Annotated in this window: 19 protein-coding genes; 14 read left to right on the top strand and 5 right to left on the bottom strand. The window is 72.8% G+C overall.

Annotated elements, in window-relative coordinates; translation table 11 throughout:
* Positions 1-39: 39 nt before the first annotated feature.
* From SZN_RS19430 to SZN_RS19415, 4 genes are all read right to left on the bottom strand, one after another.
* Entirely contained in the window at positions 40-2,631 is a 2,592-nt protein-coding gene (locus tag SZN_RS19430; protein WP_007497631.1) for an alpha-L-rhamnosidase, read from the bottom strand.
* Positions 2,632-2,741: 110 nt separating this feature from the next.
* Positions 2,742-3,644, bottom strand: coding sequence for a carbohydrate ABC transporter permease (locus SZN_RS19425; RefSeq protein ID WP_007497629.1), 903 nt, complete (start codon positions 3,642-3,644; stop codon positions 2,742-2,744).
* A 5-nt stretch (positions 3,645-3,649) separates the two neighbouring features.
* Positions 3,650-4,534: a carbohydrate ABC transporter permease gene (locus SZN_RS19420; protein ID WP_007497627.1), complete on the bottom strand. Its 885-nt coding sequence runs from the start codon at positions 4,532-4,534 to the stop codon at positions 3,650-3,652.
* Positions 4,535-4,633: 99 nt separating this feature from the next.
* Positions 4,634-5,953, bottom strand: coding sequence for an ABC transporter substrate-binding protein (locus SZN_RS19415; protein WP_007497625.1), 1,320 nt, complete (start codon positions 5,951-5,953; stop codon positions 4,634-4,636).
* Positions 5,954-6,221: 268 nt separating this feature from the next.
* On the opposite strand from SZN_RS19415, the gene SZN_RS19410 reads away from it, so the two are divergent.
* Positions 6,222-7,271, top strand: coding sequence for a LacI family DNA-binding transcriptional regulator (locus SZN_RS19410; RefSeq protein ID WP_007497624.1), 1,050 nt, complete (start codon positions 6,222-6,224; stop codon positions 7,269-7,271).
* A gap of 120 nt (positions 7,272-7,391) precedes the next feature.
* Positions 7,392-8,387 (top strand): LacI family DNA-binding transcriptional regulator, encoded by a 996-nt coding sequence (locus tag SZN_RS19405; RefSeq protein WP_341865590.1) that lies wholly within the window; start codon positions 7,392-7,394, stop codon positions 8,385-8,387.
* A gap of 328 nt (positions 8,388-8,715) precedes the next feature.
* On the opposite strand, the gene SZN_RS19400 is transcribed toward SZN_RS19405, so the two are convergent.
* On the bottom strand, positions 8,716-9,633 hold the full coding sequence (locus SZN_RS19400) for a LysR family transcriptional regulator (RefSeq protein WP_007497621.1): 918 nt from the start codon (positions 9,631-9,633) through the stop codon (positions 8,716-8,718).
* 137 nt (positions 9,634-9,770) lie between these two features.
* Here SZN_RS19400 and SZN_RS19395 point away from each other — a divergent pair, with 137 nt between their 5' ends.
* The 12 genes from SZN_RS19395 to SZN_RS37925 form a co-directional block, all read left to right on the top strand.
* Positions 9,771-10,772 carry a fumarylacetoacetate hydrolase family protein gene (locus SZN_RS19395; RefSeq protein WP_007497619.1) on the top strand — a complete coding sequence of 334 codons (1,002 nt, stop codon included), beginning with the start codon at positions 9,771-9,773 and terminating at the stop codon, positions 10,770-10,772.
* A complete protein-coding gene (locus tag SZN_RS19390) occupies positions 10,769-11,731 on the top strand; it encodes a cyclase family protein (protein ID WP_007497617.1) in 963 nt (320 codons plus the stop codon). Before SZN_RS19395 ends, SZN_RS19390 begins: the two co-directional genes overlap by 4 nt.
* Positions 11,732-11,753: 22 nt before the next feature.
* On the top strand, positions 11,754-12,938 hold the full coding sequence (locus SZN_RS19385) for an FAD-dependent oxidoreductase (RefSeq protein WP_078508740.1): 1,185 nt from the start codon (positions 11,754-11,756) through the stop codon (positions 12,936-12,938).
* Positions 12,935-13,954 (top strand): amidohydrolase family protein, encoded by a 1,020-nt coding sequence (locus SZN_RS19380; protein ID WP_007497612.1) that lies wholly within the window; start codon positions 12,935-12,937, stop codon positions 13,952-13,954. The genes SZN_RS19385 and SZN_RS19380 overlap by 4 nt, the downstream gene beginning before the upstream one ends.
* Positions 13,955-13,958: 4 nt before the next feature.
* On the top strand, positions 13,959-14,891 hold the full coding sequence (locus SZN_RS19375; protein ID WP_007497610.1) for a VOC family protein: 933 nt from the start codon (positions 13,959-13,961) through the stop codon (positions 14,889-14,891).
* Positions 14,892-14,994: 103 nt separating this feature from the next.
* Positions 14,995-15,966: a fumarylacetoacetate hydrolase family protein gene (locus SZN_RS19370; protein ID WP_007497608.1), complete on the top strand. Its 972-nt coding sequence runs from the start codon at positions 14,995-14,997 to the stop codon at positions 15,964-15,966.
* Positions 15,967-16,027: 61 nt separating this feature from the next.
* Complete coding sequence (locus SZN_RS19365) at positions 16,028-17,236, top strand: FAD-dependent monooxygenase (protein WP_007497606.1); 1,209 nt, start codon at positions 16,028-16,030, stop codon at positions 17,234-17,236.
* A gap of 23 nt (positions 17,237-17,259) precedes the next feature.
* Complete coding sequence (locus SZN_RS19360; protein WP_043731783.1) at positions 17,260-18,300, top strand: cupin domain-containing protein; 1,041 nt, start codon at positions 17,260-17,262, stop codon at positions 18,298-18,300.
* A 34-nt stretch (positions 18,301-18,334) separates the two neighbouring features.
* Positions 18,335-19,210 (top strand): fumarylacetoacetate hydrolase family protein, encoded by an 876-nt coding sequence (locus tag SZN_RS19355; protein ID WP_007497603.1) that lies wholly within the window; start codon positions 18,335-18,337, stop codon positions 19,208-19,210.
* A 139-nt stretch (positions 19,211-19,349) separates the two neighbouring features.
* Positions 19,350-21,740: an APC family permease gene (locus tag SZN_RS19350; protein WP_007497601.1), complete on the top strand. Its 2,391-nt coding sequence runs from the start codon at positions 19,350-19,352 to the stop codon at positions 21,738-21,740.
* A 230-nt stretch (positions 21,741-21,970) separates the two neighbouring features.
* A complete protein-coding gene (locus SZN_RS19345) occupies positions 21,971-22,909 on the top strand; it encodes a helix-turn-helix domain-containing protein (protein ID WP_007497599.1) in 939 nt (312 codons plus the stop codon).
* The coding region (locus tag SZN_RS37925; RefSeq protein ID WP_007497597.1) for a DUF397 domain-containing protein at positions 22,906-23,034 on the top strand (129 nt) is incomplete at its 3' end. The genes SZN_RS19345 and SZN_RS37925, both read left to right, overlap by 4 nt.

Here is a 23,034-nt window from a genome sequence, read left to right as displayed (position 1 = left end):
AACTGCGGGGTGAGGGAGTGGCGGTCGGTGCGCGGCCGGTCAGGCCGCTTCCTCCAGGTCGGCGGTGCGCAGGACGTGGTCGCCCGGCCCGAGGGTGAGGGGTGCGCGGCCGGGCAGTTCCACGGTGGCCGTGCACCCCTCCGGCACGGTGACGTCGGCCGTCATGCCGGTGGCGGTGAGCTTCCAGGACAGTGCGGCCGTCCCGTAGGGCGTCTCGTGGCGGACGCGGGCCCAGGTGATGCCGCCGCCCGGCCGGGGCCGGAAGGCGATCGCGCGGTAGCCGGGTGCGGTGGCGGTGATGCCGCCGACCACCCGGTGCAGCCAGTCGGCGACCGCTCCGAGCGCGTAGTGGTTGAAGCTGGTCATGCCGCCGGGGTTGAGGGTGCCGTCGGGGCGCATGCTGTCCCAGCGCTCCCAGATCGTGGTCGCCCCCATGGTCACGGGGTAGAGCCAGGAGGGGCACTCGGTCTGGAGCAACAGCCGGTAGGCGACGTCGAGATGCCCGTTGTCGGCCAGGGCGTCGCAGATCAGCGGGGTGCCGACGAAGCCGGTGGAGATCCGCGCGCCGTCGGCGAGGACGATCTCGGCGAGGCGGTCGGCGGCCGGTCGGCGCTGCTCGGGGGTGAGCAGGCCGAAGGCGAGGGCGATCGCGTACGCCGTGGCGCTGTCGCCGACCAGGCGGGCCGCGGGCAGGACGTAGCGCCGCCGGAAGGCCGCGGCCACCTCGTCGGCGAGGGACGCGTACCGTTCCGCGTCCGCGTCGGCGCCCAGTTCGGCGGCGGCCAGGGCGAGATGGCGTGCCGAGTGGGCGAAGTAGGCGGTGGCGACGAGGTAGCGGTCGGTGCGTCCGGCGGCCGGGTCGTCGGACGGGGCCGCCGGGTCGAGCCAGTCGCCCAGCTGAACGCCCGTGTCCCACAGGCGGGTCGGTCCGGCGAGGCGTTCGACGAGGTCGACCCAGGCCCTGGCCATGGGGTGGTGGCGGCGCAGCAGTTCGCGGTCGCCGAAGCGCTGGAAGAGCGTCCAGGGGGTGAGGGTGGCGACGTCGCCCCACGCGGCGCCGGGGTGGATCGGCGTCCACATCGGCTCACCCGGAATGACCGGGACGTACCAGGGGATCGTGCCGTCGGGTAGCTGTTCGACGCCGACGTCGGTGAGCCAGGAGTCGAGCAGGCCGGCGCAGTCGTGGAGGAAGCTCGCGGTGGGGGCGAAGACCTGGATGTCGCCGGTCCAGCCGAGGCGTTCGTCGCGCTGGGGGCAGTCGGTGGGCAGGTCGACGAAGTTGCCGCGCATGCTCCACACGACGTTCTCGTGCAGCCGGTTGACGAGCGGGTCGCTGCACTCGAACCAGCCGGTGCGGCGCATGTCGGTGTGGTGGACGCGGGCGACGACTTGATTGTCCGTCAACTCTCCCGGCCAGCCGGTGATCTCGGCGTAGCGGAAGCCGTGCAGGGTGAACCGGGGCTCCCAGGTCAGGGGACCTTCGCCGGAGAGGATCAGGGTGTCGGTGGAGACGGCCTCGCGCAGGGGGCGGGTGGCGAGTCCGCCGTCCTGGAGGACTTCCGCGTGCCGCAGGGTGAGCGTGGTGCCGGCCGGTCCGTCGACGGTGACGCGCAGACGGCCGACGAGGTTCTGGCCGAAGTCGAGCAGGTACCGCCCGTCGCCGGTGCGGGTGACGGTGGCCGGGGCGATCTCCTCGGTGCAGCGCACGGGCGGTCCGAGCGGGGCGACGAGGGTGGCCGGGTCGCGTGTGCCCGTGCGGACCGGCGTCCAGTCCCCCGGGCGGGCGCCGGCCGGGGTGGCCCAGGCGGGGTCGTGCAGCCGGGAGTCGAAGGTCTCGCCCTCGTACAGACCGCTGGTGAGGATCGGGCCGGGGGCGGCCGTCCAGGTCGCGTCGGTCGCGACGACGTCGGTGGTGCCGTCGTCGTACTCGACCTCCAGTTGGGCGATGAGGGACTGGTCGGTGCCGTAGATGTTGCGGGTGCCGCCGTCGAAGCCGTACCTGCCGCGGTACCAGCCGTCGCCGAGCCAGGCGCCGACGGTGTTCGCGCCCTCGGTGAGGTGGCCGGTGACGTCGTGGGTGCGGTGGCGCAGCCGGTGCGGGTAGACGGTCCACCCGGGGGCGAGGGCCTCGTCGCCGACGCGGCGGCCGTTGATCTCGATCTCGTAGAGGCCGTGGGCGGTGACGTGGAGGCGGGCGCGGGCGACGGGCCGGCCGAGGCGGAAGTCCTTGCGTACGCGGGCGGGGCGGCGCGCGCCGTCGGGGTCCTCGTCCCAGGCGGCGCCCACGGGGACGGCCTGCCAGTCGGCGGGGTCCAGGAGCCCGGCCTCGACGTCGGCCGGTGTGCTCCACCGCGAGGGTCCCGCGGTGTCGGGGGACCAGACGCGGACGCGTACGGTGGCGCGTTCCCTGGACGTCAGCGGGGCGCCGGGCCAGGGCACGAGGATCTGCTCGGCGCTGTCGACGCGCCCGGTGCGGTGGGTGCGGCCGCCGCGGCCGAGTTCCAGTTCGTACGCCGCCTGGCTGCCGGTGCCCGCGGGCAGGGTCCAGGTCAGCCGGGGGGAGGCGACTCCGATGCCGAGTCCGTCCGGCAGGTGTTCGAAGCGGACCGGGGAGGGCTGAGGGGGGAGCAAGGGGGTGACCCTTCTTTCACGGGTGGTCGCATACGGGAGCGGGAGGGCCCGGGGCGGGGCGTTCCCCCGGTGGGAGCCGGGGGCGGCGCCTCGGTCCGGCGGGGGCCGGGTCAGCCCTTGACCGCTCCGGACGTGAGGCCCTTCATGACCTTCTGGTTGAGGAAGAGGTAGATCAGGAGGGTGCCGAAGACGTTGATGCAGATGGCGGCGAAGAGCGGGCCGTACTGGGTGGCGCCGAAGTCGCCGGTGAAGTTGAGCAGACCGACCTGGATCGTGCGCAGGTCCTGGTTGTTGGTGAAGGTCAGCGCGATGAGCAGGTCGTTCCAGATGAAGAAGAACTGCACCAGGCCGACGGTGAGCAGGGCGTTGCGCACCAGCGGGAGGCTGACGGTCCAGAAGGCGCGCAGGATGCCCGCGCCGTCGATGGTGGCCGCCTCGAACAGCTCCCGGGGGACGGTCCGGTAGTAGGTGGCCATCATGAAGACGGTCAGCGGCAGACCGGTGCCGACGTAGGTGAGGACCAGCGGCCACAGGGTGCCGGAGAGCCCGGTGCGGAAGTAGACCGTGAACAGGGGCAGCAGGATCATCTGGGGCGGCACCATCATGCCCGCGAGGAAGACCAGCAGGGTGAGGCTGCGGCCCTTCCACACCATGATCTGCAGGGCGAAGCCGGCGGCGGTGCCGAGCAGCAGCATGAGCGCGAGCGCGGGGACGACGGCGAGCAGGCTGTTCTGGACGTAGAGGCCGATGTTGCCCGTGGTCCACGCCTCGGTGTAGTTGCCCCACTCCCAGGTGGTGGGCAGCGACCAGGTGGAGTTGTTGAGGTAGTCGTCGTTGGACTTCAGCGACGTGAGGAACATCCAGATCATCGGGTAGATCTCGACGACCAGCAGGAGGGCGACGACGATCCTGACCCAGAGGCGGTTCCCCCGCCGGCCGCGCGGGGTCCGGGGAGGCCGCGCGGGCGCGGGGCCGCCCGCGGCGGTCTGCACGGGTGTGTCGATGGTGGCCACGGTTCTCAGCCCTCCGTGAGGTCGCGCCGCGAGACGCGGTAGACGACCAGGCTCACCATCAGGCACACCACGGTCAGCAGCAGCGCGATGGTGCTGCCGTAGCCGTAGTCGCTGTAGGTGAACGACGTCTGGAACATGTACAGGGTCAGCGGGGTGGTGCCGGTGCCGGGTCCGCCGTTGGTCAGGGCGACGATCGAGTCGAAGACCTTGAGGGTGCCGTTGATGCTGAAGACGAGCGACGACATCAGGACGGGCAGGGAGAGCGGCAGCACGATGCGGCGGATCAGGGCGAGGCCCGTGGCGCCGTCCAGGCGGGCCGACTCCAGGACCTCGTCGGGGATGTCGACCAGCCCGGCGAAGAGCAGGACGGCGTAGAAGCCCATGGAGCGCCAGATGTCCATGACGATCAGGACCCAGAAGGCGCTGCCGGCGCTGCCGAAGAAGTCGACGGACTCGAAACCGAGGGCGTTGAGCAGGGAGTTGACCGGGCCGGTCTGCGGGGCGACCTGGAAGAACTTCTGGAAGAGCAGGCCGACGGCGACGGTGGGCAGCACCACGGGGAAGAACACCAGGGTGCGGATGAGCGCCGAGGCCCGCCGCAGGAAGAAGACGTAGAGCAGCGCCAGCAGATACCCGGCGATCACCTGGCCTGCGGTGACGACGGCGGCGTACTTGAGGGTGAACCAGAGGGCGTCGCGGACGGCCGGGTCGTCGAGGAGGCGGGAGAAGTTGGCGACGCCGTTGCCGGTGAAGCCGTTGATGGTGTTGCCCTTGGTGAAGGAGTACCCGAGTGACCACACCATGGGGACCAGCATGATCAGGGAGTACACGAGGAGGGCGGGACCGAGCAGGATCGCGATGGCCCTGCGGTCACCGAGTACGCGGTGCATGGATGGCGTCCATCTACTGGGGAGTTGTCCGGGGTTCTTCGGAGGGACGGGGGCGGCCCGCGCGGGGCGGGGCGGAGCGTGCGGGCCGCCCCCGGCCGGTCACTGAGCGGCCAGGGCGTCCTGGACGGTCTGCATGAACTTCTCGGGGCTCGTGCTGCCGCTGACCAGGCCCGCCGCGTTCTGCTGGCTGACGGTGGTGGCCTTGGTGCTGAACAGGGCCTCGAACCACAGCACGTTCCGCTTGGAGGCGCTGATGGTGTCGCGCACCTGGGTGGTGACCTCGTTGGCGTCCTCGACCTCGGCGTTCACCTTGAAGCCGGAGATGGCGCCCTGGTCCTTGAGCGCGGTGGAGCCGTAGTTCCGGGCGATGCAGGAGACCCAGTCCCCGGTCTTCTTGTCGAAGGACTTCGAGGCGAGGGTGATGCCCAGGCCGACGTTGGACGGGTACTGGTCGACGGAGCCCTTGCCGCCCTCCACGGCCGGGAAGGGCAGGAAGCCGGTGTCGGCGGCGCCGATCTTGTTCTGCTTGCCGTCGGAGATGTTCGCCAGTGCCCAGCTGCCCATGTAGAACATGGCGGCCTTGCCGGTGAGGAACTGGTTCATCGCCGTGTCGTAGTCGATGGAGCCGACGCCCTTGCCGAAGTAGCCCTTCTTGCCGAGGGCGGCGATCTCCCGGGCCGCCTTCACATACGCCGGGTCGGTCAGCTTCGCCTTGCCGTCGGCCACCTTCTGCAGGGCGTCGGGGCCGAGGCTGCGGTAGAGGTAGCCGCTGATCAGGCGGGTGATCGGCCAGCCCTGCTGACCGGAGGCGGAGAACGGCTGGACGCCCTTGGCGTCCAGCTTCGCCGCGGCGGCGACCAGTTCCGTCCAGGTGCCGGGCGCCTTGACGCCGTTGTCCGCGAAGAGCTTCTTGTTGTAGAAGACGCCCTCGATGTTGTACTCGTACGGCAGGACCCGGAGTTCGCCGCCGTACAGGGCCTTGATGGTGGAGACGGCGGCCGGCTGGAGCTGGTCGAGCACACCCAGCTCCTTGAGCTTGGCCTCCAGGTCGGCGACCTTGCCGGAGCCGGCCAGTTCCTGGGTGAGCGCGGGGGCGTTGCCCGCGGCGAACTGCACCGGCAGCGCGTCCTGCCCGGCCAGCAGCTGGAGCTTCTGGTCCAGGCTCGCCTGCGGGACGGTCTCCACCTTCAGCGGCAGGGCGTCGTTCGCGGCCTTGCAGGCGCCCTTGGACATGCCGGTGAGCGCCGCCTTGACCGTGGTGTTCTCGGTGACGCTCAGGTAGTCGAAGTTCTCGGGGGCGGCGGCCGTGCCGCCGGAGCCGCTGCCGCCGCAGGCGGTGGCGAGCAGCGCGAGCGAGGCGGTGCCGGCGGTCAGCAGGCTCAGTCGCGCACGGCGGGCGCGGGAGGTACGGAGGGGCACGGGAGACTCCCAGAGGATCATGACGAGCGGTGAGTGCGGGACGAAGCGCCATGGGCGACACGCGGGCCCGGCGACGGGGGCCGGACAGCGACCCGGCGGATGTTGTAAAACGTTATCCACGACGAGTGGGCAACACCATGCACCGCTCCTCCGTCACCGTCAAGACACAAGCGCGTAACACCGCATTGACGGGATGAGCACTTGACGGCCACCAGGAAGTACGGTGTAGACCGTTACACCTACGACTACTGAATCCGGGACGTGGACCATGGACGGCCCTTCCGCGGCCAGGCCGCACAAGCGCGTGACCATCACGGACGTCGCCCGGCACGCGGGCGTGTCCACGGCCGCCGTCTCCAAGGTCATGCGCAACGCCTACGGCGTGAGCGAGGCCATGCGGGAGAAGGTCCGGGCGGCCATCGCCGACCTGGGGTACCGCCCGCACGCGGCGGCACGGGGGATGCGCGGCCGGACGTACACGATCGGCGTGCTGCTGGACAACGTCCGCAACGCCTTCTTCGCCGACATCCTGGACGGCATCCGGGACGAGCTGCGCCACACCGACTACACGGTGCTGATCGGCGCGGCGGGCTTCGACCCCGAGGAGCAGGCCAGGACCATCCGCTCCCTGGTCGACCGCCAGATGGACGGACTGATCCTCATCGCGCCGGGCACGCCCCGCGCGGAGGTGCTGGCCACGGCCGCCTCGACGCCCACCGTGGTCATCGGGCACCACGACGCCTCGGACGCCTACGACGCGGTGGTGGACGCCGACGACCTGGGCGCCGGCCTGGTGGTGGACCATCTGGTCGCGCTCGGCCACCGCGACATCGCCCTGGTCTCGGCGCCGGGCAGCCGGGCCAACAAGTGGAAGCGCACCCCGGAGGCCGTGCTGAGCGAGGGCTACCTGCGCGCGATGGAGGGGCACGGACTCGCCCCGCTCGCACGCGTCCACCACACCGCCTACTCCGACGACGGCGGCTTCAAGGCGGGCATGACGCTGCTGACGGCCGACCGTCCGCCGACCGCCGTGATGACGGGCGCGGACGTGGCCGCGCTCGGCGTCTACCGCGCCGCGCACGAGCTGGGCCTGCGCGTCCCCGCCGACCTCTCGCTCGTCGGCTACAACAACACCGCGCTCGCCGCCCTGGCCCCCGTACAGCTGACCAGCGTGGACCAGGCGGGGCACACCATGGGCTCGGCCGCCGCCCGGATGCTCGTCGAACGGGTCGAGAGCCGGCGGGACCGGGCCATGCAGACCACGATGACCCCCCGCCTGGTGGTGCGCGCCACCACCGGCGCGCCGCGGGGACGCTAGGCCGTGGACCGGCGGCCCTCCGCCGTGCCCGCGGCCCGGACGCGGGCACGCGGTTCCGGCGCGGACCCGGCCGCGGCCGGGTCCGCCGGCCGCGTCCGTCCCCGGGTCGGCATCAAGGACGTGGCACAGGAGGCCGGCGTCTCGCTCGGCACCGTCTCCAACGTGCTGAACCGGCCGGAGGTCGTGGCCGAGGGGACGCGCGCGCGGGTCCTGGAGGTCATCGAGGCCCTCGGCTACGTCCGGGCCGAGGGCGCCCGGCAGTTGCGCGGCTGGGCGTCCCGGGTGATCGCCGTCATGGTGCTCGACATGGCGAACCCGTTCTTCACCGCGCTGGCCACCGGGGTGGAGCAGGCCGCCCGTGAGGCGGACCTCGGTGTCATGGTCTGCACGGGGGCCCACGACCCGGCCGAGGCGGCCCGCCATCTGTCGCTGATCACCTCGCACCAGGTCAGGGGCGCCGTACTGGCCTCCGGCGAAGGGGTCGGGCGGACCGTCGCCGCCTTCCGCCGCAACGCGGTCCCCTTCGTCGTGGCCGACCAGTGCGCGCCGCAGCCCGCCGCCTGCTCGGTCGGCATCGACGACGTGGCGGGCGGCCGGGCCGCGGTGCGCCACCTGGTCGAACGGGGCCACCGCTCCCTGGTCTACGTCAGCGGCCCGGACCGGCTCCAGCAGGTACGGGACCGCCGCAGGGGCGCCCTCGCCGCCCTCGGCGCGGCGGGGCTGCCGCCCGCCGCGCTGCGGGAACTGCCCTGCGACGCCCTCACCGTGGCGGCCGGCAAGGACGCCGGGCACCGCGTGCTCGGTCTGCCGGTGCGGCCCACCGCCGTGTTCTGCGCCAACGACCTGCTGGCCCTGGGCGTCCTTCAGGCCCTGTACGAGGCCGGTCTCAGGGTGCCGGACGACATCGCGGTGGTCGGCTACGACGACATCGAGTTCGCCGCGTCGGCGGTCGTGCCGCTCACCTCGGTACGGCGGCCGGCGGCGGCCATGGGGCGCCAGGCCGGGCGGCTGCTCATCGAGGACACGGCCCATGGCGGCGCTCACACCCACAGCCACGTCGTGCTGCAGCCCGAGCTGGTCGTCCGCGCATCGACGCTGGCGGCGCCCGCGCGCTGATCCGGCCGGCCCGCGGCGGTCGCGGGCGTGCGCCGGAGCGACGGGGGCAGGGCGCGGGAAACGGGCACGACGGTACTCCGGGCGGCGGTGCGGAAAGCCGGCACCGCGGTCGCGGGACCAGGGCCGGAGGCGGCGCCGCACGTGCGGCACACGCTGGGGGCGCCGCGCGGTACGGCGTCCGGGGAGGGGCGCCGCACGGTGCACGGCGACGTGTCCCCTCCGAGCATGCGTTCCGCGGGGCGCTCTGCCCACCCCTCCCGCCATGCACGGTACGGATGGCTCCCATCCATGCCGTGGATGGTGGCCGCCCGTCAGCGGGCGGGACCGCTCACTCCTCGGGCCCGTCGGCCATCCGCCTGCCGACGCGTGCGGCCGTCTCGCGCAGCCAGATGTGGCCCGCGTCGTGGGTGTGCACGGGGTGCCACCACAGCGCCTGCCGCAGCGGCACGGCCTCGTACGGCGGCTCCACCACGCGCACGTCGGCGAGCGGCGCGAGGAGGACGGCCAGCCGGGCCTGGAGGAGCGCGATGCGCCGGGTGCCTGCCACCAGCAGCGGAATCATCTGGAAGCTGTCCACGGAGACCTCGACCCGCGGCTCGATGCCCAGCATCCCGAGCTGGCGCACCGCCGGGGCGTCGTAGGTGCGCTGGTAGGTGACCCAGGGCAGCCGGGCCAGGTCCTGGCGGGTGAGGTGGTCCTCGACGCTCGGATGGTCGCGGGAGACGACGAAGACCCAGCGGTCCCCGTACAGGTCGGTGGCCGGGAAGTCGCTGATGACCCCGTGCGGCATCAGCAGGCCGTCGGAGGTGCTGAGCAGCGTGTCCGTGGCGTCCACGACCGTGGTCGGGGTCTGGGCGAAGCGCAGCCGGATGCCGGGCGCCTCCTCGTGCACGACCCGGGCCAGCTCGGCGCCGAAGACGGCGACGGCGTAGTCGGAGGCGATCAGCTTGAACTCCCGCCGCTCCCGCGCGGGGTCGAAGTCGGCCTGGCTGGTGAACAGGCGCTCCAGCACCTCGTAGGCGGCGGTGGTGCGGTCCAGGAGGACCTGGCCGAGAGCCGTCAGTTCGTAGTGCCCGCCGACCCGGGCGAGCAGGTCGTCGTCGAAGTGGCGGCGCAGCCGGGACAGGGCCGCGCTCATCGCGGGCTGGCTGAGTCCGACGCGGCGCCCCGCACGGGTGACGTTGCGCTCCTCCAGCAGGGCGCGCAGGGCGACGACGAGGTTGAGGTCCAGGCGGCTGAGCTGCACGGCGTTTTCCCTACCTGTCGGGGCCTGTCGGGCGACCACCTGCGGAAATTCGCGAGGGTGATGAACCGCATCCACAGAATCGATTTCCGTGATCGCGAGGAGCGGGTCCAGATTAGTGCCACCGCAATCAGGAGGACATGTCCGTGAAACCCGAAGCCGCGTCCGCCCTCTTCGCCGGACCCTTCGCGCTGGCCACCCTTTCCGCTTCCGCGGGCCCCGCCTTCCCCGCCCTGGTCACCCCCGACGCCCGGGTCCTCGATCTGCGTCCCGCCCTCGGCGGCACCGGTCTGACGGTGCGCGGCATCCTGGACGACTGGGACGCGGTGGCACCGCGGCTGGCCGCGGTGGCCGAGGACGGCGCCGCCGCCCGCAGACCGCTGGCGGAGTTCCGCGTGCACGCCCCCGTCGAGCCGCGCCAGGTGTTCCAGTCGGGCGCCAACTACCGCCGGCACGTGATCGACCTGCATGTCGCGCACCGGGCGCCCGGTGACGAGCGGCCGGAGGCGGAGCGGCGGGCGGAGGCCGCGGAGATCATGGACCGGCGGGCGGCGGAGGACCTGCCGTACGTGTTCATCGGCCTGCCGAGCGCGCTCACCGGGCCCTACGACGACGTACTGCTGCCCGCGTGGGCGAAGCAGCCCGACTGGGAACTGGAGCTGGCCGCGGTGATCGGCCGCCCGGCCCACCGCGTGCCGGTGGCGGAGGCCCTGGACCATGTCGCCGGCTACACGATCGCCAACGACCTGACCGACCGCGCGACCGTCTTCCGCCGGGACATGCCGCAGATCGGCACCGACTGGCTGCGCAGCAAGAACGCCCCCGGATTCACCCCGCTCGGCCCCTGGATCGTGCCCGCCGATTCGATCGCCGACCCGAACGGCCTGCGCCTCACGCTGAGGCTGAACGGCGAGACCATGCAGGACGAGTCCACGAAGGACATGATCTTCGACGTCGCGCGGATGGTGTCCCACGCCTCGCAGACCGCCCGGCTCCTCCCCGGCGACCTGGTGCTCACCGGCTCCCCCGCCGGGAACGGCATGCACTGGGGGCGGCTGCTGCGCGACGGCGACGTCATGGACGCCTCGATCACCGGGCTCGGCTCGCAGCGCACCCGCTGTGTGGCGGAGGGGCCGCGGTGACCCCGGACCGCGCGGATCCCGCGGGTGCGGTCGCCCGCGCCGCGCAGGCGTACTCCAACTGGGGCCGCTGGGGCGAGGACGACGTGCTCGGCACCCTCAACTTCCTCGACGAGGCCAAACGCCGCGAGGGGGCCGCGCTGATCCGGCGCGGGAGCAGCTTCTCCCTCGCGCAGCGCTTCGACATCGACGGCCCGCAGAAGGGCTGGCGCCGCCGCACCAACCCGATCCACACCATGCTCGACACCGGCACCGACGCCGCCCTAGGCAACCAGGGCCTGCCGCACGGCATCGGCGGCGCGGACGACGTCATCACGATGCCGTTGCAGTGCTCGACGCAGTGGGACGGGCTCGGGCACATCTTCGACCACGGCAGGGCGTGGAACGGCCGTGCCGCGGAGAAGGTCGTGACGTCCGACGGCGACCTGGTCACCGGCATCGAGCACATGGCCGCGCAGGTCGCGGGGCGCGGGGTGCTCCTCGACGTCGGCCGGGCGGCCGGTGTCGACGGTGAGCTGCCGGACGGCTTCGCGATCACCGAGCGGCATCTGACCGCGACCGCCGAGGCCCAGGGCGTCGCGGTCGGCCGCGGCGACCTCGTGCTGGTGCGCACCGGGCAGCTGGCCCGGGTCCGCCGCGACGGCTGGGGCGAGTACGCCGGAGGCCCGGCCCCGGGCCTGTCCTTCACCACGGCCGGCTGGCTGCACGGCAGCGAGATCGCCGCGATCGCCACCGACACCTGGGGGTTCGAGGTGCGGCCCAACGAGTTCGACCACGCCTTCCAGCCGCTGCACCAGGTCGCCATCCCCCATCTCGGCCTGCTCATCGGCGAGATGTGGGACCTCGAAGCCCTCGCCGAGGACTGCGCGGCCGACGGCCGGTACGCGTTCTGGCTCACCGCCGCGCCGCTGCCCGTCACCGGGGCGGTCGGCTCCCCCGTCAACCCGATCGCCGTCAAGTAGACCGAGGAACAAGGGAGTTCCCATGAGTGACGTGAGTGCCCGGAGCGGCGCGAATGCCTTGAGTGCCTTGGGTGCCTCGGGTGCGGACCGCAGGGTCCTGGTCGTCGGCGGCGGAGCCGCGGGCAACGCGGTCGCGATCCTGCTGCGCCGCGCCGGCGTCCCGGTCGACCTGGTCGAGGCCGGAGCGGACGGGAACGCGAGCGCCGGTTCCGGCATCACCCTCCAGGGCAACGCCCTGCGGGTGCTGCGCGAACTCGGTGTGTGGGAGCAGGTGCGGGCGTCCGGGTTCGGCTTCGGCTCGGTCGGCATCACGGCACCCGACGGCACCGTGCTGCACGTCCAGGACGACCTGCGCACCGGCGGCGACGACCTGCCCGCCACCCTGGGCATGCGGCGTCCCCGGCTCCAGCAGATCCTCCTCGCGGCCGTGCGCGCCAGTGGCGCGACCGTCCGCCTCGGCACCACCGCCAAGGTCCTCGGCCAGGACGCCGACGGCGTCTCGGTCCGCCTCTCCGACGGCTCGGAGCACCGCTACGACCTGGTGATCGCCGCGGACGGGCTCGGCTCCGCCACCCGGGCCGCCGTGGGCATCGCCGACAAGCCGGAACCGACCGGCATGGCCATCTGGCGCGTCGAGGCCCCGCGGCCCGCGGGCGTCACCCGCACCGACCTCGCCTACGGCGGGCCCGCCCACATCGCCGGCTACTGCCCGACCGGCGAGGACACCCTGTACGCGTACGTCGTGGAGGCCCACCGCGACCGCACCGCGATACCGCCCGCCTCCTACGCCCGCGAGATGCGCCGCCTCACCACGCACTACGGCGGGTTCTGGCCCGGGATCACCGCGCACATCACCGATCCGGCGAAGGTCAACTACACGTGGTTCGACCGGCTGCTGGTGGAGGGCTCCTGGCACCGCGGCCGGGTCGTCCTGGTGGGTGACGCCGCCCACTGCTGTCCGCCCACCCTGGCCCAGGGCGCCGCGCTGTCCCTGGAGGACGCGTGGGTGCTCGCCCAGCTGCTCACCGCCTCCGGCACCTGGGACGACGCGCTGTTCCAGGCGTACTACGCACGGCGGATCGCCCGGGTCCGCCCGGTGGTCGAGGCGTCCGTGCTGATCGGGCGGTGGCAGCTCGACGGGGTGCGCGACGCCGACGTGCCGGGACTGATGGCCCGCACCATGACGATGCTGCGGGAACTGCCGTGAGCGCGACGGAAGCCGCGGCGGCGGCTCCCACCGTCGACGTGCACGCCCACGTCCTGCTGCCCGAGGTGGAAGCGCTGGTGGCAGCCCTGCCGGGGTTCGCCGGGGCGCGGACGCTGGACGCCCGCCGCAACGGCCCGGCCGCCCTCGCGGTCAGCGGGGCGATGGTCCGCGAGCGCCTCCCCCGGCTGACGGACCCGGCCGTGCGGCTGGCGGCGATGGACGCCTGCGGTGTGGACGTCCAACTGGTCAGCCCCTCCCCGTCGCACTACCACTACTGGTCCGACGAGCCGACCGCCGAGAAGCTGTACCGGCTGGCGAACGAGGCGACGGCCGGCCACTGCGCCGCCGCCCCCGGCCGGCTGCGCGGGCTGGGGCTCGTCCCGCTCCAGCACCCCGCCCTCGCCGTCGGGGCGCTCGACCACGCCCTCGCGCAGGGGCTGCTCGGCGTGGAGATCTCCAGCCACGCGCCCGGCCGCGAACTCTCCGACCCGGCCTACGAACCCCTCTGGGCCCGTGCCGAGGAGAGGGGTGCCCTGCTCTTCCTGCACCCCTTCGGCTGCACCCTCGACGAGCGCCTGGACCGGTGGTACCTGTCCAACACCGTGGGCCAGCCCACCGAGAACGCCGTCGCCCTCTCGCATCTGATCTTCTCCGGGGTCCTCGACCGGCACCCCGGGCTGAAGGTGCTCGCCGCGCACGGCGGCGGCTACCTGCCCACCCACATCGGCCGGTCCGACCACGCCTGGTCCGCCCGCCCCGACGCGGGCGCCGGCTGCGCGCACCCGCCCAGCCACTACCTCGGGCGGCTGTACTTCGACTCGCTGGTCCACGACCCGTACGTGCTGCGCGAGCTGGTCCGCGTCGCGGGTGCGGACCGCGTCCTGCTCGGTTCCGACTTCCCCTTCGACATGGGCGCCGCGGACCCGGTCGCGGCCCTGCGCGCCGCGGGGCTGCCCGCGGCCGAATTCCACGCCGTCCGCGGCGCGAACGCCGCCGCCCTCCTCCGGAAGGACTGACACCATGCGCCTGCTCACCCACCTGCGCCACGTCGACCTCGCCGTGCCCGACTACGACAAGCAGCTCGACTTCTACGCGGGCGTCTGGGGGCTGACCCGGGTCGCGGAGGACTCCGGCATCTCCTTCCTGGCCGCCGAGGGCTCCCCCGAGCAGTACGTCGTCCGCATCCGCAAGGCCGACGAGAAGCGGCTCGACCTCGTCTCCTACGGCGCCGCGTCCGCCGCCGACGTCGACACGCTCGCCGAGCGACTCCTCGCAGGAGGAGTGCGGTTGGTGTCGCGGCCGGGCAGGGTCGACACCCCCGGCGGCGGCTACGGCTTCCGCTTCTTCGACGTGGACGGCCGCACGATCGAGGTCTCCGCGGACGTCGAGGTCCGCCGGCACCGCAGGATCGAGGAGAAGGAGTCGATCCCGGTCAAGCTGAGCCACGTCGTCCTCAACTCCCCGGATCTGAACCGCACGCGCCGGTGGTACGAGCGCCACCTCGGCTTCGCCCTCTCCGACACGCTGAGTTCACCGCACCTGGGCGAGGTCATGCACTTCATGCGGATCAGCAGCAGGCACCACTCGATGGCCCTCGCCCAGGGCCCGCACACCGCGCTGCACCACGTCTCCTTCGAGATGCGCGGCATCGACGAGTACATGCGCGGATCGGGACGCGTCATGCGGGCCGGATTCCGCAAGATCTGGGGGCCGGGCCGGCACATGGCGGGCGACAACACCTTCACCTACTTCCTCGACCCGCACGGCAACACCGTCGAGTACACGACCGAGTTGGAGTGCCTGGACGAGGACACCTGGCACCCCCACGTCTACGACTTCTCCCAGCCCGAGGTCACCGACCAGTGGGGCACCGCCAACCCCATGAACGAACTCGTCGCCAAGGAGTCCTTCAACGACCCCGACCGCGGCGTGTTCGTCGCCCCGCCGGTCTGAACCGCCCCGCCGACACCGGGGACCCGGCCGTACGGCCCCGCCCCGCCCCGACGCGCGGCGCCGCCGTCCCCGGTCCCTCCTCACCCGCCGCTGGAGCCGCACCATGCGTTTCGCCGCCTACGAACACCAGCACCGCCGCCGGGTGGCGCTCGCCCGGGAGGACGGCACCCTGCTCCCCCTGCCGGGTGTCAGCTCGCTCACCGCGCTGATCGCGGAGGGCGACGGACTGCCGGGGCTGCTCGCCGCCGGCGCCGCGGCCCTGGACGCACCCCCCGGCCCGCATGTCTCCCAGGTCCGGCTGCTGCCCCCGCTCCAGCCCGCCTCGATAAGGGACTTCGTGACCTTCGAGGAGCATGTGGAGGGGGTGCGCCGGTCCGTGGAGGGCACGGGCGGCGTCCCCGAGCAGTGGTACGCGGCCCCGGCCTTCTACTTCACCAACCCGCACGCGGTGCACGGCCCGGACGACGCGATCAGCGTGCCGCCGGGCTCGGCCGTGCTCGACTTCGAACTGGAAGTGGGCGCCGTCGTCGGACGGGAGGGCCGCGACCTCACCCCGGAACAGGCCCGCGAGCACATCGTGGGCTACACGGTCTTCAACGACTGGTCCGCCCGCGACCTCCAGAGCGCGGAGATGAAGGTGGGCCTCGGTCCCTGCAAGGGCAAGGACACGGCCACCAGCCTGGGCCCGTACCTGGTCACCGCCGACGAACTGGAGCCGTACCGGGACACCGACGGCTTCCTGCGGCTCGCGCTCACCGCCTCGGTCAACGGCGTGACCGTCGGCGAGGACCTGCTGTCCCACATGAGCTGGACGTTCGAGGAGATGACCGCCTACGCCTCCCGGGGCACCCGTGTCGTCCCCGGCGACGTCCTCGGCTCCGGCACCTGCGGCAACGGCGGCTGCCTGGCGGAACTCTGGGGCCGGCGCGGCGTGCAGACCCCGCCCCCGCTGAAGCCCGGCGACACCGTCAGCCTCACCGTCGAGGCACTCGGCACCCTCACCAACACGGTCGTGCCGGGCGTCGAGCCCGTCCCCCTGCCCCCCGCAAGGCGCCGCTCCCGCGAGCGCCCCTGAACGCCCCGCCCCCGAGCGGCAGGAGCCCTTCCCCCAGAGACCCCCGACCCACGGAGGCCCGATGCCCGTCCCACCCACCCCACTCCATGTCGCCGTGGCAGGCGGCGGCATCGGCGGTCTGGCCGCCGCGCTGGCGACCGCCCGCGCCGGCCACCGCGTGACGCTCGTGGAGCGGGCCGCCCGCTTCGGCGAGATCGGGGCCGGCCTGCAACTCGCCCCGAACGCCTCGCTCGCCCTCGACGAACTCGGCGTCCTGCCCGCCGTCCGGCGCACCGCGGTGACCCCTCCCCGGCTGGTGATGATGGACGCGCTCACCGGGGACGAGGTCACCTCCCTCGATCTGCGCGCCGCCGCCTACACCGCGCGCTTCGCGCACCCCTACCTGGTCACCCACCGCACCGATCTGCACGCCGCGCTGCTGGCCGCCTGCCAGGAGCACCCCGGCGTCACCCTGCGCACGGGACACACCGTCACCGGGGCGGAACAGGACGGTTCCGCGGTCCGTCTGCGCTTCCGGGAGGGCCACCCGGCGCTGACCGCCGACGCGGCCGTCGCGGCGGACGGGCTGCACTCCCGGCTGCGCCGGGCGCTGGTGGGCGACGGGGAACCGGTCTGCTCGCGCTACGTCGCGTTCCGCGGGGCGCTTCCGGCCGCGCGGATGAGCGGCCGGATGTCCCGGCACGCCGCCTCGGAGGCGGTGATGGTCTGGGCGGGGCCGCGCATGCACCTGGTGCAGTACCCCCTGCGCCGCGGTGAGTTGTACAACCAGGTCGCCGTCTTCGAGAGCGACCGCTGGACACCGGACTCCGACGACTGGGGCACCGAGGCCGAGTTGGAGGAGCGCTTCGCCGGGGCCTGCGAGGCCGTACGCGACGCGCTGCCCCTCGTCTCCCGCGACCGCCGCTGGCCGCTGTACGACCGCCTCCCGACGGACAGTTGGGCGCACGGCCGGATCGCACTCCTCGGCGACGCCGCCCACCCCATGCTCCAGTACCTCGCACAGGGCGCCTGCCAGGCACTGGAGGACGCCGTGGCCCTCGGCCACGCCCTGGGCGAACACGCGGACCCCGCCCGCGCCTTCACCGCCTACGCGGACCGGCGTCGCGAGCGGGCCGCCCGCGTCCAGACCGGCGCCCGCCGCTTCGGGGAGCTCTGCCACCTGGAGGGCATGGGAGCCACCTTGCGCAACATGCTCCTCGCGTCCCGTGGCCCCGAGGCGTTCGACGACATCTCCTGGGTGTGGACCCCCGCCCCCGTTCCCGTCCCGTGACCCCGCCCGCGAAGGAGCGCACCATGACGACCGACGAACTCGCCCACAAGGCCCTGGAGGGGCTCGGCGCGGCCCCGCTGTGGCGTTTCCACGGCAACCTGTTCCCGGCCAGGCCCACGAGCCGTGCCGGCCCGTACCGCTGGAGCTGGCGCGAACTGCGCCCGCATCTCCTGCACTTCTCGCGGACGCTGTCCCTGGAGGAGGCGGAACGGCGGGTGCTCATGCTCGTCAACCCCGGCCTCACCGACCCCCCGGCCACGGTCAACACCCTCTACGCGGGCCTCCAGATCATCCTGCCCGGCGAGACCGCGCAGGCCCACCGGCACACGTCCAACGCCTTCCGCTTCGTCATCGAGGGCGACGGCGCGTGGACCACGGTCGACGGCGAGCGGGTCTTCATGGCCCCCGGCGACCTCCTGCTCACCCCGGGCTGGCGCTGGCACGACCACACCCACGAGGGCGACGCGCCGATGATCTGGCTCGACGCCCTCGACTACCCGCTGGTCAACGCCCTGGAAGCCGGCTTCTACGAGCAGTATCCGCAGCGCCTGCAACCCGTGACGAAGCCCGACGACGCGGGCAGCCGCCAGTTCCTGCACGGCCGTCTCACGCCGGCCTGGCTCACCGCGGACGGCCCCCACTCGCCCGTCACACGCTACACCTGGCGGGAGACGGAGCGGGCCCTGGACGCCATCGCCGACACGGCGGAGGGCAGCGACGTCGACGGCGTCGTGCTGGAGTACACCAACCCGTGGACCGGCGGCCCGGTGATGCCCACCATCGGCTGCCGCGTCCAGCGGCTGCGCCCCGGCTTCGAGGGGACCGGTCGCCGCCACACGGCGTCGACCGTCTTCCACGTCGTCCGCGGGGAGGGCGCCACCATCGTCGACGGCGAGCGGCTGGAGTGGTCAGCGCACGACACCTTCGCCGTACCCGGCTGGGCCGCCCACCGCCATCTCAACACCTCGGCCTCGGCGGACGCCGTCCTGTTCTCCTACAGCGACGAGCCCGTCATGCGCTCCCTCGGCCTCTACCGCGCCGAAGACGCCGACCCCGGCGCCTGACCCACCCGCCCGACACCCACAAGGAGGCCACCCCATGCGTCTGGCCCTGTTCGACAACGGGCGCCTCGGTCTCGTCGACGGCGACGCCCTCGTCGACGTGACCGACCAGCTCGCCGGAGCGGGCACCGCCGGCCCGGCGGGCGCGCTCCAGCACTACATCGAGACGACCACCGCCGGGGAGCAGGTGCGGTTTTCCCTCGCGGGCCGGCCACGGATCTCGCTCACCGAAGCGGCCCTCCGGGCCCCGCTCCCCCGGCCCGGGAAGATCGTCGGCGCACCGGTCAACTACCTCGACCACAAGGCCGAGATGGCGTACACCACCTCGGTCGCGGAACTCGGCGTCTTCCTCAAGGCGAACTCCTCCGTCATCGGTCCGGGCGAGGACATCGTCCTCCCCTACGCCGACAGGCGCACCGACCAGGAAGGCGAACTGGGCGTCGTCATCGGCCGCACCGCCTCCCACGTGAGCGCGGACGACGCCCTGGACCATGTCTTCGGCTACACCTGCGTGCTGGACATCACCGTCCGCTCGGGCGAGGACCGCTCCACCCGCAAGTCCTTCGACACCTTCACCCCGATCGGCCCCTGGATCGTGACCGCCGACGAGATCCCGGACCCGGACGCCCTGGACCTGCGCTGCGACGTCGGCGGCACCACCCGCCAGCGCACCAGCACCGCCGACCTCATCTTCGGCGTCCGCGAACTGGTCTCCTACGCCTCCTCCGTCATGACCCTGCACCCCGGGGACGTCATCGCGACCGGCACCCCGGCCGGCGTCGGCCCGCTGACCCACGGCGACCGCGTCGTCCTGGAGATCGAACGGATCGGCCGCCTGGAGGTGGGCGTCGACGGCTCCCGCGCCACCCCGTACGCCCGGCGGCCGGGCCGCCGCGCCCCCGCGCGGGGCTGACCGCCGGGCCGGGTCTCCTCACCGGTGCCCTCTTCCGCACCGGCTGCCGCGACACGGCCTGGCGGCGGAACCGGCGGCCACCCCTTCGCGCCGGGTGCGTTCAGGGGTTTTCGCCCCGTTGGTGACCACACTGAGCACCATGAACAGGGCGCGCGCCAAGTCCAGGGATCTCGGTGACGACGGTGAGCCGGATTCCGGAGTACCGCGTCCGTCCGACGTGCTGCCGGGGCTGGACGAGGACCAGCTCCGGGTGCTGCGCCAGGTCGGCCGGCGGTGGGGCCGGGTGTCCCCGCGGTCGGCGGCCGCGGTCAGGGCGCTTCCGGTCGAGCCCGACACGGGCGTGTTTCCCGCGGCGGAGGACATCCGCCCCACCCGGTTCGGCCGGCTCGTCCACGTCACGTCCCTGGGCGCACCGTCACCGGCCGGGGGCGTCGGGGGCGCCCCTGGTCCGGTGGGAGCCCGCTGGGTCCGCGGCGCCCGCCGGGCACTGCTGGGTGCGCCGCTGCGGAGCAGCGCCGTCGCCCGCGAGAGCATGCGCAAACTGGTGGCGCTGCCGGTCCTCTCCGCTGACGCCCTGTCGTCGGTGGCGTACGGGCCCGAGGCGATGCTGTCCGTACTCGTACTGGCCGGTGCGGCCGGGCTGGCGTACTCCCTGCCGATCGCCGGTGCGATCACGCTGCTGATCCTGGTGGTCGGGCTGTCCTACCGGCAGACGATCCGCGCCTACCCGCACGGCGGCGGCTCCTACATCGTGGCCGGCGACAACCTGGGCCTGCTGCCGGGACTGCTGGCGGCGGGGGGTCTGCTGATCGACTACGTGCTCACGGTGGCCGTCTCGATCGCCTCCGGCATCGCCGCGGTCACCTCCGCCGTCCCCTCGCTGGCGCCGGCCACGGTACCGCTGGGCCTGGCCATGATCGCGCTCCTGCTGGTGGGGAACCTGCGCGGAATCAGACAGGCCGGCATCCTGTTCGCCGCGCCGACCTACGCGTTCATCGCCGCGATGTTCGCGCTGATCACGGGCAGCCTGGCCGACGCCGCCGCGAACGGATTCCCGCCGGCCCCCGCCGCCCACCCGAACGCGACGGAGGGCCTGGGAGTCCTGCTCGTCATGCGCGCCTTCGCCTCCGGCGCCACCGCCATGACCGGCATCGAGGCCATCTCCAACGCCGTACCGGCCTTCCAGCCGGTCCGATGGCGCAACGCGCGCACCACCCTCACCTGGATGACCGGCCTGCTCGTCACCATGTTCGCGGGGATCATCGCCATCGTGCACCTGCGCGGCGTCGTCCCCCGCGGCGGCGAGACCGTCCTGTCCCAGCTCGCCCGCCTGACCTTCGGCTCCGGTCCGATGTACGTGTTCGTCCAGGCCGCCACGGCCGCGGTGCTCCTCCTCGCCGCGAACACCGCCTACAACGACTTCCCGCGCGTCCTGTTCCTCCTGGCCCGCGACGGCCACGCCCCCCGCATCTTCCTCCGCCAGGGCGACCGCCTGGCCTTCAGCAACGGAATCGGCCTGCTCTCGGTGGTCGCCGCCCTCGTCTACGTGGCGTTCAGCGGCGAGACGAACTCCCTGATCCCGCTGTACGCGGTCGGCGTCTTCCTCGCCTTCAGCCTGTCGCAGGCCGGAATGGTGGTGCACTGGCGCCGCGTCCGCACCCCGCACTGGCGCAAGAGCCTCGCCTTCAACGCCACCGGCGCCGTGCTCTCCACCCTCGTCCTGATCACCGCCGCCGTCACCAAGTTCACGGCGGGGGCCTGGGTCGCCCTCGTCGCCATCGGCCTGTTCTTCCTCCTGGCCACCCGCATCCGCCGCCACTACCAGACGGTCGGCGCGGCGCTCCGGCTGCACCCCGGCGCCGCCGAACCACCCGCCCACCGGGCCCCGACGCCCCCTCCGACACCCGCACCGTCCCCGCCGGAACCCGAAGGCGGACGGACCGACCGGCACACGGAGGACGCGGGAGACACGGGAGACACCGAAGACATCGAAGACACGGAGGGTGAGGAAGACACGGAGGGTGAGGAAGGCGCGGAGGGTGAGCAAGGCGCGGAGGGTGAGCAAGGTGAGGGAGGGGAGGGAGGCGAGGAAGGGGAGGAAGCGGAAGGAGAGGAGACACCGCAGGCCGTGCACCACCTGTCCGTCGTCGCCCTCGCCACCCTCGACCTGGCCGGCCTGCGCGCCCTCGCGTACGCGGCCTCGCTTCAACAACCCACGCTCGCCGTCCACATCAGCCCCGGCGAGGAGGAGGCGCAGCGCTTCCGCGACTACTGGACCCTCTGGGGAAACCACGTCCCCCTGCACATCGTCCTCTCCCCCTACCGGGCGATCGTGGCACCGCTGATCCACTACATCGAGACGCTCCACCACCAACGCCCCGGCCTCACCATCACGGTGATCCTCCCCGAGGTCGTCACACCCCGGCTCCGCCACCGGCCCCTGCACAGCAAGGACGCCGCCCGCCTCAGACGCGCCCTGCGTCCGTTGCCCAAGATCGTGATCACGAGCGTCCCCTTCCACACTCCCTGACGTCCGCCGGGACCACTCGACGGGCCGTGGGCCGGGCACCGGGGCGGACGCGGGGGCGGACACGGGGGAACTTGCCCGTCACGCGGACACCGGCCCCGCCGATGACCTAGCGTGACCGGTGGTGACGCACTGACGCGGGCCGGTTGTCGGCGCGTTGCCGTACCGAGTACGAGGTATGCGGCGTGACGGCGCTCCCGGGCGGGCGTTGAGCCGACGGGGAGGTGGCAGAGATGGCTGAGAACACGTACGGCGCCGACGGGGCGACGGAGGCCGCCGAGGCCGCGGGAGCGGTCGCGGAGACGACGGCGGTCAGCTTCGGTGACGGCTGGGACCCCGGCGAGCGCGAGCCGGGCGGACCGGGCGCGGACCGGTCCGGCCGGGGCGTCCCGGTCGCCTTCGGCCAGACCATGAAGACGCTGCGGGTGCGGGCGGGGCTGGGCCGGGAGGAGTTCGGCCGGCGCATCGGCTACTCGTCCGCCACGGTCGCCGCCTTCGAACAGGGTCGGCGCGTCCCGAGCCCGAGGACCATCGACCAGTCCGACGACCTCCTGGACGCGGGCGGGCTGCTCAAACTGTGGAAGGGGGAGCTGGAGCGGGCACAGTATCCGGTGTTCTTCCAGGGGATGGCACGGTTGGAGAAGGAGGCGGCGGAACTGCTTGCGTACGACGCGCTGGTGGTGAAGGGCCTGCTTCAGACCGAGGAGTACATGCGGGCGTTGCTCGCGATGCGACGCCCTCCCCTGGACGAGGAGACGATCGAGCAGCGGGTGGCGGCCCGGTTGGCTCGGCACGACATCTTCGACCGGCGCCCCGCCCCGTTTCTGAGCTTCGTGATGGACGAGGCGGTACTGCGTCACCGCTACGGGGGACGAGGCGTCTTACGAGGGCAGCTGGAGCACCTGCTGCTGGTCGGCGAGAAACGCAACGTTGAGATTCAGGTCATGCCGACCGAGATCGAGGACAACGCGGGCGTCAACGGATCGTTCACGGTCGTCACGCGCAAGGACGGCAAGAAGTTCGTGTACGCCGAGACGCAGGCTGCGAGCACACTGGTAACCGAGCCGGAACAGGCAGTTATCGCCGCTGCCCGCTATGGGATTATCCGATCACAAGCTCTCTCTCCCCGAGAGTCAACGGAGTTGATCGAAAGGTTGCTGGGTTCGCCATGAACACTGCCGAGTACCCGACCGCGCCCCCCGCCCTCACCTGGATCAAGAGCAGCTACAGCGGAACCGAGGGTGGCGACTGCGTGGAGGTCGCAGCCAGTACGGACGTTGTGCACGTCCGGGACTCG

It is taken from the genome of Streptomyces zinciresistens K42 (genome assembly GCF_000225525.1).
Lineage (GTDB): Bacteria > Actinomycetota > Actinomycetes > Streptomycetales > Streptomycetaceae > Streptomyces > Streptomyces zinciresistens.
The sequence above is the reverse complement of the archived record's forward strand: the minus strand, read 5'-3'. Positions and strand labels throughout refer to the sequence as shown.